Below are 19,847 nucleotides of genomic sequence, written 5' to 3' on the forward strand. Positions count from 1 at the left end.
TCAGAGGGGATGACGCCCCAGCCTTTCCTGCTGGCGCGATTGATGGCAATATTTGCCAACTATTGAAGGAAATGCGCCATGGCCACCATGAATGTCTCCGTGCCCCGCGCGCTAAAAGCCATCGGCGATGACCGCGTGAGGTCCGGCTTTGAGCCGTCCTACACCGTCCGCGTCATGCAATAGCTGAAGGTATCTTCCTTATACTGACCGAACGCCGGGCAGGCTTCAAAGCCCATGGCTTCATAGAGCCGGCGCGACGGCGCGAAGCCGTCCGAGCGTCCGGTTTCAAGGCTGAGACGGGTGAGGCCGTCCTGTCTGGCGTGCTCCACAAGGGTGGTGATCAGCGCCGTCCCGACGCCGCACCCGCGCGCTTCGGCGGCGCAGTGCAGGCTCTTGATCTCGCCGTGATCTGGCTCCAGATGGCCCGCCTTCACGGCGATGCAGCCGAGCACGGCGCCGTCCTGGCGCGCCGTCCAGAAGGTGACGCCGCCCGCTTTCAGGCCCTCCACGTCCAGCGCAAAACAGGTCCCCTCTGGCGAGGCTTGCGCGGTGAAGGCGAGATGGCGCCTTAGAAGCGCGGTCACGTCGGGCGCCGCCGGGTCATCTTCGGCGATGTCAAAGCTGGTCAGCGCCAGAAGCCGAGCGTCCAGCCGGTCGCGCACGCCGGGCCATTCATCGGCCAGGATAGAATAGAAGACGCTGTCGCGGCGCGCGCCGGTCCAGGTGCGGGTGTGGCTGCGCAACACGCCGTCGCGCACGGCGCCAAGCTTTTCCATGGCGCCTTGGGAGCGCAAATTCTGGTCGCCCGTCTTCAGCTCCACCCGCGCGGCGCCGGCGGCAAAGGCGTGGGCCAGAAGCAGGCGTTTGGCCGCCGGGTTCACATGGCTTTGATGAAACGCCGCCCCGTACCAGGTCCAGCCGATCTCCACCCGGTCATGGTCCGGCGCGATCGCCAGAAATCCGGTATGGCCGGCATAGGCGACCCGGCGCCTGTCGAAGACCGCAAAGCTGATCTGCGCACCGCTGGCGCTGGCGGCCAGCATGGCTTCGAACCAGGGATCAAAATGCATGCTGGCGTTCAGGCTGGTCTGCACCCAGAGCGAGGTATCAGCCGCCAGCAGGCGCAGCGGCTCGCGGTGGCGCTGCTCCAGCGGTTCAAGCCGCACGAACGCGTTGGAGAGAGTGGCGGAGGTCAGGTCCATGTCAGCTCCCGGTCAGGCGCAAAGCCCTCTTAAGCCACGCACCGCGCGCTCGCCCGTCACGATCTGTTTCGAGGCGTTTCGACGGCTTTCGCCGTCGGGCGCCCGGCCGTGACCTCAGCGCAGGGCGCGTGAGCATTCAAAGGAGTTGAAGCGGCTTTCATCAAGGCCCGCATAAGTGTCGTTGATCACCTGGCGGGCCATGCAGCGCTCGCTTTGCACCTCGCCCTCGGCGGTGCGGACAAAGTTATAGACGCGGATCGTATGGCCGCCCGGCGCGGTCACACTGGTCACAGAAACATGGGGCGCGCCGGCCGCCACCATGGCGTAGGGGCGGATGGAGCCGGTGATCGCGGGAATTCCCACGCTGTCCCAGGCGGTCACCAGGGCGGGCCAGTCCTCGCGCACCACCACCACGATGTCGGACTGGCCGATGGAGCGGTCCGGCGGCGGGAAGCCGTAGCTGAACAGATCGGCGACATCGCGGTCCTGCAGCTCGAACAGGAAGTCCTGGCCGATGCCGTCATAGAACATGCGGATGCGCGCGCCTTGAAGCGCGGTGACGAAGGCGTCCGGCGTGACGATTTCGGTGGGCATGGAATCGGACGCCGCCAGCTCTGACGACATGGGCTCGGCCTGGGCCATCTCCGAGGCGCCGATCTGGGCGCAGGCCGGCGCGGCGAGCGGGGCCGTCAGAACGGCCAGCGCCGCCACGAGTTGGAAAGCTTTCATTGCGTATCCCCTCACCGTCCAGAGCATCGTCCTGCGCCGCCCGGGCCCGGGCGATGATCGTCCTGTTCTAGCAAGGCCTGCCTTGATCCCCGTCTGACAATCGCCGTCATACGTTATCCGCTTGCCAGCAGAAGCAGGCCTCTGAGGACATAGACCGCGCCCACGCCGGTCACGATCCATTTCGTCCAGGCGCGGAAACGCCCGTCGCTCATCCGCTCCAGCACGCGCGCGCCGATCGTCGTGCCGGCGATGGAGAGCGGGACGGCGAGCGCCAGCATCCAGAGCGGCGGCGCGTCAGCAAGGGAAAACGCTGCGCCGGCATAATAGGCGATCTTCACCGCGTGGGAGAGAACCTGTGTGGCGGCCTTGGTGGCCACGACAGAGCGCCGGTCGGCGTCCACCTGCTGGAAAAACACGTCCAGCAATGGACCCGACACGCCGGCCACCACATTAAGGCCGGTGACCAGTACGCCGCCGGCGATCCCGTCCACCACCCGCCGGGCGTCCAGCGCGAACCGGTCCTTGGGAATCCAGACCAGAAGCGGGACCAGGCCCAGCACAACAAACAGCACCGGCTTTTCCAGCGTGACCGAAACAAACGCCAGCGCCGCCGCCGCAACAGCCGACCCGGCGGCGAACAGCGCGACGGTCCGCCATAGGATGAAACGGCGAAGCAGCACCGCCCGCCAGCCGTTGGAGACGCTCTGGATCAGGCCATGGGCGACCATGGCGCCGGCCACCGGATAGAGCGCGGCGAGCACGCCCATGAGGATGAGCCCGCCGGCCATCCCGAACACCGCCGAGATCAGGGCGGTGAAAAAAACCGCAGCGAAAAACAGGAATGGCGTCATGTCACGGGTGGAATTTTCACTGTGTTCGTTATGGTGGGGCGCAAGTCAGACCGAGCGCGGCGATCAAGCTGCGCCCCAAGGGGAGGAGCCTTCCGCTCATGAACTTCGAATATTCCGACCTGTGCAAGGACTACCTCGCCAGGGTCCGCGCCTTCATGGACGCCCATGTCTATCCCAATGAGAAGACCTATCACGCGCAGCTGAAGGGCTTTGGGGAGAATCGCTGGCAGGTCCTGCCCATCGTCGAAGAGCTGAAAGCCAAGGCCAAGGACGCCGGCCTGTGGAACCTCTTCCTGCCGGACTCAGAAGAAGGCGCCGGGCTTTCAAATCAGGATTACGCCCCGCTGGCCGAAGAGATGGGCCGCGTGCTCTGGGCCTCGGAAGTGTTCAATTGCTCCGCGCCCGACACCGGCAATATGGAAGTGCTCACCCGCTACGGCACGCCGGAGCATCAGGAAAAGTGGCTCAAACCCCTGCTGGCCGGCGAGATCCGCTCCGCCTTCCTGATGACCGAGCCGGCGGTGGCCAGCTCCGACGCCACCAATATCGAATGCTCGATTCAGCGCGACGGCGAAGAGTATGTGATCAACGGCCGCAAATGGTGGAGCTCGGGCGCCGGCGATCCGCGCTGCAAGATCTTCATCCTCATGGGCAAGACCAATCCCGACGCCGACACCCATAGCCAGCAATCCATGATCCTGGTCCCGTCCGACGCCAAGGGCGTGACCATCGAGCGCCACTTGCCGGTGTTCGGCTATGACGACGCGCCCCACGGCCATATGGAAGTGAAGCTGGAGAATGTGCGCGTGCCCGCCTCCAACATCCTTCTGGGCGAGGGCCGGGGCTTCGAGATCGCTCAAGGCCGCCTCGGCCCGGGCCGCATCCACCACTGCATGCGCACGATCGGGGCCGCCGAACGCGCCCTGGAGCTGCTGGTGAAGCGGGCCATGAGCCGGGAAGCCTTCGGCAAGCCGGTGATCAAGCATTCCATCTGGGACCACCGCATCGCGCGCGCCCGCATCGACATCGAGCAGACGCGGCTTTTGTGCCTGAAGGCGGCGTGGATGATGGACACCGTGGGCAACAAGGTCGCCCGCGGCGAGATCGCCATGATCAAGGTGGCCGGTCCGCGCGCCGCGCTGGCCGTCATCGACGATGCGATCCAGGTCCATGGCGGCGGCGGGGTGTCCGACGACTTCCCGCTGGCGGCCATGTACGCCGGCATCCGCACGCTTCGCCTGGCCGACGGTCCCGACGAGGTGCACGAACGCACCATCGCGCGGCTGGAAGCCAAGCGCTGGCTCAACGCGGCGGAATAAATGTCGCTTGAAGGCAAGACCGTCTTCGTCACCGGCGCCTCCAGGGGCGCCGGGGCGGGGATCGCAAAGGAAGTCGCCCGCGCCGGCGCGCGGGTGATCCTGGGCTATGCCCGCAATATCGACGCGGCCGAGGCCGTCGCCGCCGAGCTGGGCGACCGCACCGCCGGGCTCGTGCGGGCTGATTTCGCAAAGCCCGGATCGGCGGGGTCCGCCTACGCCGAGGCGAGCCGCATCGCCGGCGGGCCGATTCACGGCCTGGTCCTCAATCACGGCGTCTTTGAAGCGGCCAGCGTCCATGACGACGACGACGCCTGGGCCGACAACTGGACGCGCACGCTGCAGATCAACTTGCAAAGCGCGACGGATCTCGCCCGCCTGTTCGCCCGCGACCGGGTGGATTCAGGGACCGAGGGCGCCGTCGTGGCCATCGCCAGCAGAGCGGCCAATCGCGGCGACGACGCCGACCATCCCGCCTACGCCGCGTCAAAGGCCGGGCTGATCGCCGCCATGAAGACGCTGGCGCGCGCCTATTCCGGGCGCGGGCTGCTGGCCTACGCCCTGGCGCCGGGCTGGATCGACACCGAAATGGCGCCCCAGGAGCCGGCGGCGCGCAAGGCGGCCCTGGCCGAGGTGCCGCTGGGCGAAATGGCCAGCCCCGCCGAGCTGGGCGCGCTCTGCGCATTCCTGCTGTCAGGCGCTTGCCGCAGCGCCACCGGATCGGTGATCGATGTGAACGGCGCCAGCCATGTGCGCTGACATGCCGGCCTGAATAAGCGGTTCGCACCGGCTTTTTTCGGGAACGCGGAGCCCGGTTGGCGCATTGTCCGGACGAGCGGGATGCAAGATCCCGGACACCGAACAAGGAGACTTTTCATGGCTCATTCCGATAATGTGACCGGCGGCGGGTTCACCGGCGGCGATATTCTTCGCCTGATCCTGGCGGTTCTGCTGCCGCCGCTGGGCGTTTTCACGCAGGTGGGCTTCGGCCTGCATTTCTGGCTGAACATCCTGCTGACGCTGCTGGGCTATATCCCCGGCATCATCCACGCAGTCTGGATCATCGCCACACGCCGCTAGAGCGGCTCATCCCCACACACCAATGCTTAACGCAGCCGACACGGAGGCATAGCGCTCCATGACCGATATCGCAGCGTTCAAAACCCATCCCCAGGACGCCATATTCAAGGCCGCCGAGGACGCGGTGGCCGTCATGCTGGGTAATCCCAAGCAGGGCCGCACCTTTCAGCCCATGAGCCCGAAAGTGGACCGTCAGGCGCAGGTGCTGCGCTTCTTCGCGGCGTCCGACAGCGATCTTTGCAAGGGTCTCGGCGGCGCGAGCAGCGTCGCCGACGTGACCTGCATCGTCACCGCGAAGGATTTCGACCTGTTCGCCTCCATCGAGGGCGAGCTGGCGGACGTCACCTCCGGCGCCCTGATCGAGAAGCACTGGGACACCGTCGCCGCCGCCTGGTTTGAAAAGGGCAAGGACGACCCAAAGCTCCGGCTTCTGGAGTTTCGCCCCGCGCAGGCCGCCGTGTGGGCCTCCAGTGACGACCAGTCCTGCTTTTCCTGGGAGATCGATCGCGCCGCCGGCCAGACCGACACGCCCGATGTGGGCGTCCGCCTGACCACGGACTTCACCGACCACAAGGCGGCCTGAACCCGGGGGCCGGCGCAGTCCCGCGATGACGGATTGATGAAATTGCATAGGGGCGCGGCCGGTTTCACTTCACCCGGCCGCGCTCGCTTGCTATCCGGGCTGCCTGTGCGCGCACTTGGCGCGCGGGGGCTCGGAGCTTTCCATGACCGATATCGCGGTTTTCGGCGTACCGCTGCTGGCGCTGGTGGGGTTTTGCATCGCCGCCTACGCCATCGTCGCCAACGACGTGATCCAGACCCTTGGGACATTTCTGGCGTCGAACGCGAAACGGCCATGGGTCGTGCTCTGGGCCTTCGCCAGCACCATCATCGTTGCGGTGATGCTCTATGGCTGGTTCGGCTATGACGAGGACATCGCCTTCGGCCGCCTGAACTCCATTCCCTATCCCGAAGGCGGAATTCAGTGGTGGCACGTGCTGCCGCCGCTGGTGCTGCTGGTCCTGACCCGGTTCGGCGTGCCGGTCTCCACCACCTTTTTGGTGCTCACCATCTTCACCCTCACCGGCGGCGCGGCCACGGCCGGCGTTCTGGGCTCCATGATGGTGAAGTCCCTGCTGGGCTATCTTGTGGCCTTCGTCTCCGGCGCCGTGGTGTTCGCGGTCATCTCGCGCAGTTTCGAGAAATGGGTGTTCAAGACCGAGGTCGAGGACCATGGCGGCGCATGGTGGAGCATTCCCGCAATCGCGGTTGCGATCTGCGTGCTGGTCTACCTGCTGACGCAAGGGCCGAGCCTGCCGGACCTTGACGCCATCGGCTGGCCCGCCATCGTAATCACGCTGCTCTGCGCCACGGCCGTGGGGGTTCTCACCCGGCGGCTGAACACATGGTTCGTGCTGCAATGGCTGTCCACCGGCTTTTTATGGTCGCAATGGCTGATCCAGGATCTGGCGAATATTTTCGTTTACCTGCCGCGCGAGACCGTGGTGACGGCCGACGGCGACATCCAGACGACCTTCTCAATCGGACTTTTGATCTTCGCCACCCTTTTGATGGTGGGCCTGCATGCGGTCATCTTCGCCATCCGCGGCGGTGAGATCCAGAAGATCGTGCTGTCCAAGACCAATACGGTGGATGTGCGCTCGGCCACGATCGTCGATTTCATCTACGGCCTGATCCTGATGTATTTCAAGGAGATCAACGACATTCCCATGAGCACGACCTATGTGTTCCTCGGCCTTCTGGCCGGGCGGGAGCTGGCGATCTCCATCGTCGCCAATCTGCGCGGCAAGGGTGAAGCGGCGTTCGACGTCGCCACCGACGTCGTGCGCGCCGGCATCGGACTTGTGATCTCGGTGGCCATGGCGCTGTCGCTGCCCTTCCTGGCCACCGGCGAATGGCCCGATATCGGCCAGGCCCTGTTCGGCGGCGACGAGCCGGCGGCGGAAGCGGCGCCCGCCGAAGACGCGCCGGCGCCTCTAGATGGCGGGCGTTAAAGTTCCGGCTTGAACGTGCCCACCATGCCGATCACCAGAAGCAGGACGTAAAGCCCCAGCACCCAGATCCGGGTGAAGTTCATGGCTTTGAGAAGCGGCAGTTCAGTGGCGTCGCTGGAGCCCTCGGCGATGAGCCGGGCCAACAGCGGGCCCACCGGCTTATAGGCCACGTCGATCATGATCGCCGCGGCGAAGATCAGCGCGAACAGGCCCGCCTTCAGCCAGAGCCAGAAAGGCGCGGCCCACACATCCAGCGCTCCGGCGATCGCCAGCCCCGTGTAGAACAGGCACAGGGCGACGGTGAGCTGGAACTGGATCATCTTTAGGATGGGCGCGCGCGGGCCCTGGCCCTCGGCCCAGGTCCACCACACCAGCGTGAGCCAGATCAGCCCCAGCGCCCAGCTCAGCCCCACGACCCAGCCTGGCATCATCGCCCAGCCGCCCGCGGCCACCATGGAGAGCGAGACCGGCACCATGAGCGCCCAGGCGGTGCGCGGCGCCATGTCGTTGAGCACGAGAAGCCTCAGAAACTGCAGGCGCGTTTCCAGCGGATAGACGTCGCGCTTGCGAAAATGCTGGCCCAGGATGAACACGCCGATATCACCGCCGAGCCACGCCACGAACAACAGGATATGAAGAAAGAGAAGCCCGGTATAAAGCGTCTGGCTGTCCATGGCGCCTTTCCAAGAAAAAGGGCGGACACCGCAAAAGCGTCCGCCCCAAAAGGAGGAACCGGCGCGAACGCCGGAGAGCTGCAAGCAATCACCGCAATCAAATAACGGCACAGAAAGCTTAGCCGCCCAAATCGCCGCCCGTCAATTGTTCGGACAAATTTCTCAATCGCCGCCGCTGCGTTGCAGCGTGGTGACGGCGCCGTCCTCATCGCGGGGCGCCTGAGGGATGATCTCGCCCTCGGCCGCGTCTTCCAGCACCGCGTCGCCGGGCTCGGCCTCCACCTGTTCGCCGCGCCGGAAGCCGAAGATGTTCAGCCGGTCGAAATCGAACAGGCCGCCCTCGCCGAACGGGTCATCGTCATACTCGGTGCGCCAGCTCAGCGCGACGCCGGCCTGGCCGTCCGACGACAGGCGCGAGAGCAGGGTGAAGCGCCGCGTCAGCTCCCATTCGATATTGGTGGAGGGCGCCGCGGACGATCCCGCGCTTTCCAGCTCCAGATAGACGGTGTCGGTGAGATAGCGCCCGCCGGACACCACCGTGCCGCCGCCCGCATCCTGGCGCACGCCCAGCTGATCAAGGCCTGACGCCTGACGCAGCGCGCCCAGCGGATCAAACCCGCCCCCGCCGGAAAGCGACGCCAGCGACGCGGCGAGCTGGGCCGCCTGCAGACCGGAGAGATTGGCCGCACCCTCGCCGAACAGAATGCGGCTGGCCACCTCGTCCGGCGGCAGGCTGGGCGAGGAACGCAGATCGATGGTGGGGCTGGTGACCGGGCCCTCCACGATGATGCGCGCGGTGATGTCGCGCTCCTCGCGCACGGCGGTGAGCCGAAGGCGGGCCTCTCGTGGATCACCGGTGAGGCGCACCTCGCCGCTTTCAATATCGAACACCCGGCCCAGAAGGTCGGCGCGGCCGCGCGCCACGCGCGCCACGCCGTAGACTTCAGGATTATTCGTCGTGCCGGTGACCTGGAGATTCATCCCCCACTCGGTGTCGAAATTGGAGCCGCGCACGAAGATGCGGCGCGGCGCGTCGATGGTGTAATCGAGCGAAATGACAGGCCCCCCGTCGCCGGGCGCCGCGTCGGGGGTGCGCACGCCGCCGGGCAGATTGATCTGGGTTTCCTGGATGTCGGGGATCGACGGACGCCCGGAATCCGGCGGGCTCACTTCTGCGCTTTCGATGGTCGCCGCGCCGGTGATCGAGCCCTCCCCGCCTGACAGATTGAACGCCACATCGCCGCTGGCCACCGCCGACACATCCCTGCGGTCGATGATCTGGAAGCTCTCAAACACCGCGTTCGCCCGGGCGCTCAGGCCGCCTGCAAACTCCACCGCGCCTTCGCCCGAGAGTTCACCTCCCTGACCGTCCACCGCGGACAACTCTGTGATCTCGGCGCGGCTCTGGGTGAAGCTTGCGCGCACCACAAGCTCCTCCAGCGACAGACCGGCGCGGCTGTCGGAGAACCGCGCGCCGGTGAGCGCCGCGTCGCCCACCAGATCGGGCGCGCCCACGCTTCCAGACACCTGGGCGTCCAGCTGAAGATCGCCGGACAGGCGCTGGCCGGACGCCACGTGGAAGGCGGCGAACGCCCCGATGCGGCCGCTGACCTGAATATCGGCGCTGACGGCGTTGGCGGGATCTGTGACATCGCCGGGGCCGGACACCGGGCCGGTGACCACCGACGCATCGGCCAGCGCCATGAACTCCGGCCCGTCGGCACGCACGCCCACTTCCAGCCGCTCGGAATTGAGATCCAGCGTCACCGCGCCGTCCAGCGCACGATCCTGATCCACGTCGGCAGGGCGCAGGCCGTCGCCCTGAACCATGGCCTGGCCGGTCCACACACCATTGCTGCGCGACAGGTTCAAATCGCCCGACAGTGCGCCCTGTAACGGTTCGCGCGCCCGGCGCAGCGCCAGAATGGCGGCCGGGACATCGCGCAGGCTGGCGGTGACGCGCTCGGCCTCGCCGCCCTGATACGCCAGCGTCACAAAGCCATCGCCCACCGACAGATCGGCGCTGGCGGTCAGGGGGTCGCCGGCGGTCACGCTCAGTGGCGCGCGCGAGCGAATCGGAATCCCGCCGTATTCGCCGTTCAGCGAGGCGGTCGCCTGAAACGGCCCGCCGGCGAGCTGGAGCCGGCCTTGCGAGGTGACGTTGAACGGCGCGCCATAGGCGCCGTCGGCCACCAGCGTGAAAGCGGCGTCTTCGGGCGGCCCGGTGAGGGTGAACTCAAAGACGTCGAAATAATTCAAATCCCCGGCCACGAGGTCTTCAGCCGAAGCCCTGACGTCCAGCGCGCCGTCCTGAAGGCGCGCTTGCAGCGAGAGCGCGCCGAAGCCTTCCTCCGGCGCAATGTCGAGATCGGCCTGCAGGGCGCCCGGCCCGGCCTCAGCCGAGCCCTCTACATTGAGGCCGCCGGCGCGCCCGGACAGCCCGGTGACGCTGACCCTGTCGCCGTCGCGCGCGAAGTTCGCGGCCAGATCCACCGGCCCGCGTGGGCTCTCACCGGTGAGGCGCGCCTCGCCGGACAGCGCGTCCAGAGCGCCGGAGACGGCAAGGCGCACGCGCGCCTCGTTGATCTCCAGCGGACCGCCGGAGACCTGGCCGGCGCTGGCGTCGATGCGCGCCTCCAGGCCGCCCGGGCCATAGCGCGCCTCGAACGCGGCCTGCACCGTGCCGGCCACCCCGACGCCCGCCACCGGCGACTGGCCGGAATACACCGCCTCGCCGGAAAAATTGAAAACCTCGCCGTCCTGGCGACCGGCGGCGTCCACCACCAGATCGGGGCTCTGCACCTGCAGCCGGTCGAAGGTCAGCGCGCCTTCCGCTGTGCGGCGGCCTTCCGCCTCGGCGCTGACAGGACCGGAGAGCTGGTCGGCCAGACCGCCGGCGGGCTGAAAACCCGACGCCGACGCGTCAAAAGCCACCGCGCCGTCAAAGCCGCCTTGAACCGACGCCTCCACCGCGCCGCGCCCCGACATCGAATCGGTAAGCCGGGCGATGTCGAAATCCGCGCTGGCGATGTCCAGATCAAAGCGCTCCGCCCCCAGATCCACCACTCCTGAGGCCGACACCCGGCCCAGCGGGGCCTGCAAGAATGCGCGCTCGATGGAGAGGCGTTGCGCCTCGCCGTCATAGAGAACCGCCGCGTTAACACCCGGTGATGCGCCCAGGAGATCGGTGAGCGCCTCCACGCCGTAGCGCGCGCCCTGCGTCATGAGATCCGCCTCCACGCGCACCTGCTGCACGGGCCCTGACACGGTGACGGGACCCGAAAGGCGCGCGAATGCGAAATCGCCGGGCAGGCCCAGGCTCTGCGCCGTCACGTCGCCGGAGAAGACCCAGTCCTCGCCAGACAGATCCACCCGGCCGTTTTCGATGCTCAACACGTCGGCGGCGACCTGGCCGCCGGTGGCCTCGGCCACAAGGCCCGGCCCCGCCCGTCCCTCGATGGCGAAGACCCGGCCCGGCTGCGGGCGCACGGTGAGCGCCGCCTCGGGGGCGTCAAGCTGGATCGACGCCTCCTCCAGACGCGGATCAGAGAGGCCGCCGTCCAGAGGCAGGTTCAAGGAAAAGTCCGCCGGTCCGCCCAGCAGGGTCTGCAAGCGTTCAAAATCGGGCCAGCGCGCGGGCTGGGCGCGGCCCTCGACGCTGAGCGCCTGGGGCGTCCAGCTGGCGGTGAAGCGCAGAGCGCCCTCGCCGCCCACATCCAGCACCGCCTCGCCGGACCCCTCATCGACCCCGCCGCGCGCGTCCACCCGGGCGCTGGCGCCCAGCTCGCCGGCGCGCAACAGCTGCGCCAGCGGACCGCCGGGGGCGGCCTCGATGCGCGCATCCACCGAAATCGCGTCGCCATATTCAAAGCGCGCGTCGACCATGTCGCCCGGCGCGTCCAGACGGTTCGCCTGCAGCCGGCCGTCCCAGTCGCCCGCCACCCGGCCGAACCCGGCCGTGACCGAATACTCCGCCTGCGGCCCGGCGACGCCCTCGGCCAGAGACAGCGTCGCGATGTCGAAGGTGGATAGATCGATGTCCCAGTCAAACGATCCGCCGCCAGCGCCGCCTTGCGTCGGCGCACGCTGAGGCCGGCGCAACAGCTCCAGCCGGTCAATCCTGACGGCGTTGACCTCGATGCGCCGGGTCAAAAGCGCGGCGACATCCCAGGAGACAGTGACGTCCCCGGCGCGCAGCCAGGCGCCGTCTTCAGTCTCCAGCGCCAGAGAGGAGAGCTTGAACTCGCCCAGCAGATTGCCGTCGATATCGCCCACCTTAAGCGCGCCATAGCCGGCGATCTCGCGGTCGTTCATGAGCTCGCGCGCCCATTCGCGCCCCAACGGACCGGTGAGCGTGAGCGCCGCGCTGACCACGATCAGAGCGATGAGCGCGACCACCCCGGCCAGCCAGGCGGCGAGCGTGCGGACCCAGCGCCAGGGGCGCGGCCGGGATTGCGTGTCTTCGCTCAAAACGCCTGCCCGATGGAGATGTAGACCTGGATGATGTCGTCGCGCTCACGCGGATCCAGCGGCGTGGCGATGTCGATGCGCAGCGGCCCGAAGCCCGGATAATAGCGCACGCCCACCCCGGCGCCGTAGCGCATGGCGCCGAAATCAGGCTGGGAGCCGGTGGTGGCCGCCCCGCCGTCCACAAAGCCGACAAAGCCCAGACTGTCCGAATAACGCCAGCGCGCCTCCGCGCTCACTTCGGCCAGCGAGGCGCCGCCGAAGGGCTCCAGCGCGGTGGTGTTGAAGCCCTCAAGCAGCGGCGACAAGCTTTGATAGGCGTAGCCGCGCACCGACCCGCCGCCGCCGGCGTAAAAGCGCTCGTCGACGCCCACCCGAAGGGCCGACGCGCCCTGCAGCGAGCCCACACGCACGCGCCCGGCCATCACCAGCTTTTCGCCCACCGCCTGATAGCCGCGAAGGCCCGCCTCCAGGCGCACGAAGCGCACATCATTATCGCCGAACGACCAGCCGGGCTGCACCGCGATATCGGCGGCGATCCCGCGGCTGGGATCCAGCACGTCGTCGCGGCCGTCATAGGCGACGCCCAGCGGCGCGGAAACGGTGTTGACCCGGCGCTCCCCGCGCGCGTCGCGGACCTGTGCGGTGGAGACCTCCACGCCGGCGGACGCGTTGATCCGCTCGGTGACCCGGCGCGCCACAATGGCGCTGGCGCGGATCACGTCCTGATCAAAGGCGTCGGTGCGCTCCTGGGCGGCCTCGGTGAACAGGGTGAGGTCCTGGCCGTACCGGCGCCAGTGAGGCGCAACGAACTCGGCCGAGACCGAGCGTTCCAGCTCCGCGACCGTGCCCGACAGGGTGAGCAGCTCGGCCTTGCCGAACAGGTTGCGGCGCGTCCAGGCTATCTCGGTCCCGACGCCTTCATCGGTGGAGAAGGATACAAGGCCTTCCAGCCGGTGCTTCGGCGCCGGATCGGCGCGCACGTCCACCAGCCGGTTGCCGGCCTCGTCGGTGACGCCGGGCGGCGCCAGACGCGCATCGGCCACCGAAATCGCCTCCAGCCCCTGCAGGCGGCTGGCGAATTCAGACAAGGCGGGCCAGCTCGCCGGATCGCCGATCCCATAGGGCGCCAGGCGGTCGATATAATTGGCGTCCAGCTCGGCCAGGCCGCCGGCGAATTCAGGATCGCCGAAGGTGATGTAATCGCCGGTGCGATAAACGAAATCAGCCCGGGCCGCGTCCACGGCGTGATCGACGATGATCTCATGCTCGCCTTCCACCGCTTCGGGAAAACCCGACCGGCGCAGCTCCGCCAGCACCCGCGCGCGTGCATCGATGACCCCGCGCGCCGTGATCGGATCGCCCACGTCCAGGCCCAGCGCGTCGCGCGCGGCCGGGTCAGGCTCTGGCATGCCGGGCGCCTGGTCGAAGATCACCCGGGCGGTCTGGAAGGTGAATCGGGCGCCGGGGCGCACCCGGATGACCGGCGCGCCGTCATCGGTGAGGCGCGGATCAACGACCGCGCCGTAATAGCCCTGGCTCTCCAGCCAGCGCCGGGCCCGGTCGGCGGCGTCGCGGGCCTGTTCCCGCGCGCGCCAGCGATCCTCCGGCGGGGTCTCGGCTTCACCCAGCGCAGCGCGCAGCTCCTCGCGCAGGCGCGGATCCTCCAGCCCCTCGATGGGCGCCAGCGGCGCGGCGGCGGCGGCCGACAGCGCAGAGGCGGCGAGCGTGAGAAGCAGCGCCGCCGCGACGCAGCGCAGCGTGAAACCGTTGATGATAAAGCGGACGGCGATCGTCTTCCTCGTTATGCTTCGAGCCTCAAGGCCCGGTGGTCTAACACCCGGAGCGGCAAATCGTGACATGGAAGTCAGACGAGCCCGGAAAAATTTCAGCCGGCTGGATCGCCGCCATGGCAAACAGCGTTCACCGGGCCTAGTTTGCATCCGGGTTGGTTTCCGCGACCGTGTGGCCGGGCCTGGATCATTCAATGACCAAGGACACTTCGAGATTGCGCCAAGATAATGACGGCGGGGCCGGCTCGGCTGAGCAAGGCGACCAGGACGAGGATCGCGGCGCCTGGGTGGGGTGGCTGCAGATCGCAGGCGTCGTTCTGGTCATTCTGGCCGCCGCCGGCGTGACCATCTGGCTGTCCGCCGGCGGCGAGGAGCCCGGCGGCGCCCCGCCGGAAAGCCCCGATGTTCCGGTGCGTGTCACCGAGCCGGTCACCGCCGATCATCAGGTCATCGTAGCGCTGACCGGCACGGTGAACGTCACCGCCTATGTGGACCTCACCCCCCAGGTGAGCGGCCGGGTCGTGTCGGTGTCGGATTCGGTGCGCGCCGGCGCTTCGTTCCAGGCGGGCGAAACGCTGTTCCAGATTGATCCGCGCGACTACGAAGTCGCCGTCACCCGCGCCCGCTCGGCGCTGGCCCAGGCCCGCTCCAATTTCGCGCAGGTCCAGGCCGAGGCCGACGTGTCGCGCGAGGAATGGGAGCGGCTTTATCCAGGCCAGCCCATCACGCCGCTGGCCGCGCGCGAACCCCAGCAGGAGGCGGCGCGAAGCCAGCTTTTGTCGGCGCAGGCCGATCTGCAGCAGGCCCAGCTCAATCTGGAGCGCACCACGGTGTCGCTGCCCTTCGCCGGCCGCGTCACCCAGAGCCGGCTGGAGGCGGGAACCCTTGTGAGCGCCGGTCAGCCCTATGGCCAGGCGTATGATTACGAAGCGGTGGAGATCGTCGCGCCGATTTCGCCGTCAGATCTGGCGCGCGTGGGTCAGGCCGAGGGCGCGTCGGTGCGCCTGTCGCTGGAGGCTGGCGGTCCTGACTTTGCCGGCCGGATCGAGCGCATCGGCGCGCGCCTTGATGAGCGCACGCGCTTCATCGATCTGTTCATCAATCCCGAGCGCGAGGGCGAGGCCATGCAGCCGGGCCTGTTCGCCGAAGTGCGGATCGAAGGCCCGCGTCTTGAAAACGTGATGATCCTGCCAGGCGCGGCGGTGGCGGGCCTCAACGAGGTGCGCCTGGTGGAAGACGGCGTCATCGTCTCAGAGCGCATCGAGGTCCTTGATCGCCCGCGCGGCCGCATCATCGCCCGGGCTTTTGATGTTCATGAGGGCCTGATCGTCTCGCCCCTGCCCGAGGGCGCGGTGGGCCGCGAGGCCGACATCGCAGACCGCGTGGCGCCGCCGGCGGCCGCCTCGGATCAAGCTCGGTCCGGTTCTGGAAACGACGCCGGCGTCTCGGGCGCCCGCCCGGGAGCGGGCGGATGAGCAGCGACGACAAAGACGGCGCTCCGCAAAGCGGCGGCGACAGGACCGAGGACGGCCGGACCGGAGATCTGAACGGCGCCGCCAACTGGCCGGGGGCCGGCCTGGTCGGCTGGTTTGTGAACAATCCGGTGGCCGCCAATCTCTTGATGGTGCTGTTCCTGATCGGCGGGCTGGTCACCGCGTTTGTCACCATCCCCACCGAAGTCTTCCCCACCCAGTCGCCCAGCCAGGTGCAGGTGAGCGTGATCTATCCCGGCGCCACGCCCGGCGACGTGGAGGAAAGCGTCACACGGCGCATCGAGGAGGCGGTGCTGGGCATTGACGGGGTGGACCGGGTACGCTCGATCGCGTCTGAAGGACGTGGAACGGTGACGGTGGAGCTGCGCCGTTTTGCGGACGCGCAAGTGGTCAAGGACGATGTGGAGACGGCGGTGGATTCCATCGCCAATTTCCCGCCAGCCGAGGCCGAGCAGGTTCAGGTGCGCGTGCCCCAGCCGGTGAGCACGGTGCTGACCCTGGCCCTCACGGGACCCGTATCCGAGCGCACCCTGCGCGAAGCCGGCGAGCGGGTGGAGCGTGATCTTCTGTCGCGCGACGCCATCTCCACCGTTCAGCTTCGCGGCGTGCGTCAGTACGAAATCGCCATCGCCGTCTCCGAGGACGCCCTGCGCAGCTACGGCCTGAGCTTCAACGAAGTGAGCCAGGCGGTGCGCGCGGCCTCGCTGGACCTGTCAGGCGGCGAAATCCGCACCGCCGGCGGCGACATTCTTCTGCGAACCAACGCCAGGCGAGAAACCGGGGATGCGTTTGAAGACATCATCCTGCGCTCCTCGTCCACCGGCGCCAGGGTCCGCCTGGGCGACGTGGCCGAGATCCGTGACGGCTTTCAGGAGGAGCCGCTGATCTCCACCTATAACGGCGAGCCGGCGGTGTTCGTGGACGTGCAGATCCAGGGCTCGGAAGATCTTCTGGACGTGCGCAACAGCAGCGTGGCCTGGCTTCAGACAGAGGCGTCCCTGCCGGACGGGATCACCGCCACCATCGTGTCCGACCAATCCACCGTGTTTTCTGAGCGGATCGCACTTCTGGCGCGCAACGCGATCATCGGCTTCACGCTGGTCTTCCTGCTCCTGGTGCTCATGCTGGATCTGCGCCTGGCCTTCTGGGTCTCCATGGGCGTGCCGATCGCGTTTCTAGGCGGGTTCGCGCTGTTCGGCATGGTGGGGGTGACGCTGAACTTCATCACCACGTTCGGGCTCATCGTGGTGCTCGGCATCGTGGTGGACGACGCCATCGTGGTGGGCGAGAACACCGACCGTGAACGCACCAAGGGGCGATCGCCCAGAGAGGCCGCCATCGCAGGCGTCACCGGCGTCGCCGCGCCGGTTCTGGTGGGCGTGCTGACCACCATGGCCGCCTTCGGTCCGCTGATCTTCTCCGGCGGGGATTTCGGCGAGATCGTGCGGCCGATTCCCATCGTGGTGATCTGCATTCTCGCGATCTCGCTGGTGGAGGCGTTCCTGATCCTGCCCTCCCACCTGTCGCACGGTTCGGACTGGTCGCGCGGGCCGCTGAAACGCATCCAGAAGGCGGTCGCCAGGGCGCTGGCGCGCTTCGCCGACGGGCCGGTGCAGAGCTGGGCCCGCTTCGCCGCGCGCACGCGCTGGCTCACAGCGCTTGGCGGGATCGCCGTGCTGGTCATGGTCATGTCGCTGGCCGCCACCGGCGTGGTGCGCTTTGTCTTCTTCCCCGCCATCGAAGCCGAACAGATCACCGCCAGCCTGACCCTGCCCGAGGGCGCCCCGTTTGAAGAAACCCGCGCGGCGGCCGAACGCATGATCGAGGCGGCCGAGGCGCTGCAGGAGGACTACGCGGCGCAGGGCCAGCCGGTCATCGAGTCCGTCGTCGCCACCATTGGCGGGCGCACCAGCCTGTTCGGCGGCCCCGGCTCCACCCAGACCACCACGATCAGCTCCAATCTCGCCCAGATCCAGCTGCAACTCACCAGCGCCTCCCAGCGCTCGGTGGGCTCGTCCCAGCTGGAGAGCGAATGGCGCGAGCGCATCGGGCGCATTCCCGGCGTGGAGCGGCTGAACATCGTGTCCTCCGCCGGCCCCCAGAGCGCCGACATCGCCTACGAGCTGACCCATCCAGATAATGACGTGCTGGAGCAGGCCGTGCGCCGCTTCGCCGACGCGCTGGACCGCATCGAGGGCACGACGGAAATCAATGACGGCTTTGATCTCGGCAAGCGCCAGCTGAACTTTGAGCTCACCCCCGCCGGCGAGGCCGCCGGGCTCACCCCCAGCGACATCGCCCGCCAGGTGCGCCAGGCCTTCTTCGGCGAAGAAGTCCAGCGCATCCAGCGCGGGCGCGAGGAAGTGCGCGTCTTCGTGCGCTATCCGGAACGCCTGCGCGACGACATCGCCAACCTCTCCCAGCTGCGCATCCGCACGCCCGATGGCGAAGCGCTGCCCCTTTCGGTGGCCGCCAGCATCACCGAGACGCGCAGCTACACCCAGATCGAGCGCATCGACGGACGACGCATCATCGAAACCACGGCGGACGTGAACGACAGCGTCATAACGCCCGGCGACGCGCGCACCCAGGCTGAAGCCATCCTGCAGGATCTGGTGGCCGAGTATGACGGGCTGGATTACCGCCTCTCCGGCGCCGGGCGCGAGCAGTCCCAGGATCTCGCCTCCCTGGGTCAGGGCCTGCTGGTGGCGCTGCTGGTCATGTACACGCTCCTGGCCACCCAGCTTCGCAGCTATCTGCAGCCGCTCATCATCCTCATCGCCATTCCTTTCGGGATCGGCGGCGTGGTGCTGGGCCATTTCATTCTGGGCTACGATCTGTCCTTCCCGTCCATCTTCGGGACGGTGGCGCTGTCAGGCGTGGTGGTGAACGCCTCGATCGTGCTGATCGACCGCTACAACATCAATATAAACCAGCGCGGCCTGTCCCCGGTGGACGCGGTGGCCGAAGCGACGGGGCGGCGCTTTCGCCCGGTGCTGATCACCACGCTCACCACGGCGCTGGGACTGTTGCCGATCATCTCCGAGCAAAGCCCGCAGGCCCAGTTCCTGATCCCCATGGCGGTGTCGCTGGGCGCCGGGCTGGTCTTCGCCTCGATCTCGATCCTGATGCTGCTGCCGGCCTTCGTGGTGATCGTCGAGGACATTCGCGAGCACTGGTTCACGGCCCTGATCGTCACAGGGCTGGCGAGCGCCGTGCTGCTGGCCGGCGCGCTTCTTGGCGCCGTGTTCGGGCTTGTCGCCCTGGTGATCGCCGCGCCGCTCATCGTCTGGCGGCTACGCGCCCAGACCCATGTGGACGCCCCGCGTTCGGCGTAGAAGGCGTCAACCGGCCTGAAGTTCAGCACGCGCGCCTGATGCGCGGCTAACCGCCGGACGCGCTGCAGAACCCGGCTTGCGAGACGGGTGGCGACGGTGTCAACGGGCCGGTGTGGACACTGCCGTGAAACCTTGGGCGCCGATCGTTCAGCTCAATCGCAAAGACAGCCTCATCTGCGTCGCGCGGATACCCGTCAAACGGGTTGGCGCCGCAAGACGGAGCGCAATTCCAGGCTTCACCAGCCCCATAGCGCTGGCGCAGCGTGACGATCCGGGCGTTCGGCATTTCCGGTAAGGCCTCAATGCGCCGCGCAAGGCCGGGAGGATGCAGATTACCAATCAGGATGAGCGTCACGTCGTGAGCGGCCACCGCCTGGCGCACGATTTCGAGTGTTGTCCCGTACCGCACCTCGAGGATTTCGCTCCCATCCAGCCCGCGCGGAATGTCCGAGGCGTCCGATCCCGCCACGGTTACAGGACGTCCCTGCGCACGAAGGTTGGCAAGGCCGAGCATAAGCTCGGCTGTGGCGACCGTCCCTCTGCCATCGCGCGTCCAGCTCCAGAAATGGCCGATACGGCCCTGGCAAAGCTTTTCGCGATCCGTTGTGCGATCGCCGGACAGGGCTGAAAGATCACGGTTCACATCCGCGGGTATTTCAAGCAGCACCGCGGTGCTCAGGCCCGCCTCCGCATAGGTGCAGGCCAGATCATATATGAATGCTGGCGCCTCACTTGACCCGTGCAGCTCGCCCAGGATCACCACAAGATTTTCTGAGCCATCGGGCGCCAGCTCCAAGGCGCCCGGCGTGGCGCAGCCGGCCGGGCGCTCGGGCGCGGCGGCTGATGCTGCGGCGGCGGAGGAATCCCACACGACCGCAAGCGCTACGGC

Annotated in this window: 14 protein-coding genes; 7 read left to right on the forward strand and 7 right to left on the reverse strand. The window is 67.7% G+C overall.

The window, feature by feature from the left end:
- Window positions 1-158: 158 nt before the first annotated feature.
- The 3 genes from ACWCOP_RS11050 to ACWCOP_RS11060 form a co-directional block, all read right to left on the reverse strand.
- Window positions 159-1,202: a GNAT family N-acetyltransferase gene (locus ACWCOP_RS11050; protein ID WP_478248338.1), complete on the reverse strand. Its 1,044-nt coding sequence runs from the start codon at window positions 1,200-1,202 to the stop codon at window positions 159-161.
- A gap of 114 nt (window positions 1,203-1,316) precedes the next feature.
- Window positions 1,317-1,931: a hypothetical protein gene (locus tag ACWCOP_RS11055; RefSeq protein WP_478248339.1), complete on the reverse strand. Its 615-nt coding sequence runs from the start codon at window positions 1,929-1,931 to the stop codon at window positions 1,317-1,319.
- Between the two features lie 113 nt (window positions 1,932-2,044).
- Window positions 2,045-2,782 (reverse strand): TSUP family transporter, encoded by a 738-nt coding sequence (locus ACWCOP_RS11060; RefSeq protein WP_478248340.1) that lies wholly within the window; start codon window positions 2,780-2,782, stop codon window positions 2,045-2,047.
- 98 nt (window positions 2,783-2,880) lie between these two features.
- On the opposite strand from ACWCOP_RS11060, the gene ACWCOP_RS11065 reads away from it, so the two are divergent.
- The 5 genes from ACWCOP_RS11065 to ACWCOP_RS11085 all read left to right on the forward strand — a co-directional run bounded on the left by ACWCOP_RS11065 (window position 2,881) and on the right by ACWCOP_RS11085 (window position 7,193).
- Window positions 2,881-4,101 carry an acyl-CoA dehydrogenase family protein gene (locus ACWCOP_RS11065; protein WP_478248341.1) on the forward strand — a complete coding sequence of 407 codons (1,221 nt, stop codon included), beginning with the start codon at window positions 2,881-2,883 and terminating at the stop codon, window positions 4,099-4,101.
- On the forward strand, window positions 4,102-4,857 hold the full coding sequence (locus ACWCOP_RS11070; protein WP_478248342.1) for an SDR family NAD(P)-dependent oxidoreductase: 756 nt from the start codon (window positions 4,102-4,104) through the stop codon (window positions 4,855-4,857).
- 117 nt (window positions 4,858-4,974) lie between these two features.
- A complete protein-coding gene (locus ACWCOP_RS11075; RefSeq protein WP_478248343.1) occupies window positions 4,975-5,178 on the forward strand; it encodes a YqaE/Pmp3 family membrane protein in 204 nt (67 codons plus the stop codon).
- Window positions 5,179-5,236: 58 nt separating this feature from the next.
- The gene (locus tag ACWCOP_RS11080; protein ID WP_478248344.1) at window positions 5,237-5,761 is read left to right on the forward strand and encodes a pyridoxamine 5'-phosphate oxidase family protein; all 525 of its coding nucleotides are present in this window, start codon (window positions 5,237-5,239) and stop codon (window positions 5,759-5,761) included.
- 142 nt (window positions 5,762-5,903) lie between these two features.
- A complete protein-coding gene (locus ACWCOP_RS11085; protein ID WP_478248345.1) occupies window positions 5,904-7,193 on the forward strand; it encodes a hypothetical protein in 1,290 nt (429 codons plus the stop codon).
- Here ACWCOP_RS11085 and ACWCOP_RS11090 read toward each other — a convergent pair.
- From ACWCOP_RS11090 to ACWCOP_RS11100, 3 genes are all read right to left on the reverse strand, one after another.
- Complete coding sequence (locus ACWCOP_RS11090; RefSeq protein ID WP_478248346.1) at window positions 7,190-7,867, reverse strand: hypothetical protein; 678 nt, start codon at window positions 7,865-7,867, stop codon at window positions 7,190-7,192. The genes ACWCOP_RS11085 and ACWCOP_RS11090 overlap by 4 nt on opposite strands.
- Window positions 7,868-8,029: 162 nt before the next feature.
- The gene (locus ACWCOP_RS11095; protein WP_478248347.1) at window positions 8,030-12,337 is read right to left on the reverse strand and encodes a translocation/assembly module TamB domain-containing protein; all 4,308 of its coding nucleotides are present in this window, start codon (window positions 12,335-12,337) and stop codon (window positions 8,030-8,032) included.
- Entirely contained in the window at window positions 12,334-14,196 is a 1,863-nt protein-coding gene (locus tag ACWCOP_RS11100; protein WP_478248348.1) for an autotransporter assembly complex protein TamA, read from the reverse strand. Before ACWCOP_RS11100 ends, ACWCOP_RS11095 begins: the two co-directional genes overlap by 4 nt.
- Before the next feature lie 125 nt (window positions 14,197-14,321).
- Between ACWCOP_RS11100 and ACWCOP_RS11105 the strand changes: the two genes are divergently transcribed.
- Window positions 14,322-15,602, forward strand: a complete 1,281-nt coding sequence (locus tag ACWCOP_RS11105) for an efflux RND transporter periplasmic adaptor subunit (protein ID WP_478248349.1) — start codon at window positions 14,322-14,324, stop codon at window positions 15,600-15,602.
- A complete protein-coding gene (locus ACWCOP_RS11110) occupies window positions 15,599-18,958 on the forward strand; it encodes an efflux RND transporter permease subunit (protein ID WP_478248350.1) in 3,360 nt (1,119 codons plus the stop codon). The genes ACWCOP_RS11105 and ACWCOP_RS11110 overlap by 4 nt, the downstream gene beginning before the upstream one ends.
- Before the next feature lie 46 nt (window positions 18,959-19,004).
- On the opposite strand, the gene ACWCOP_RS11115 is transcribed toward ACWCOP_RS11110, so the two are convergent.
- Entirely contained in the window at window positions 19,005-19,754 is a 750-nt protein-coding gene (locus ACWCOP_RS11115) for a hypothetical protein (protein ID WP_478248351.1), read from the reverse strand.
- Window positions 19,755-19,847: the final 93 nt, after the last annotated feature.

Source organism: Apolloniradiicaulis salifontis (assembly GCF_053756655.1).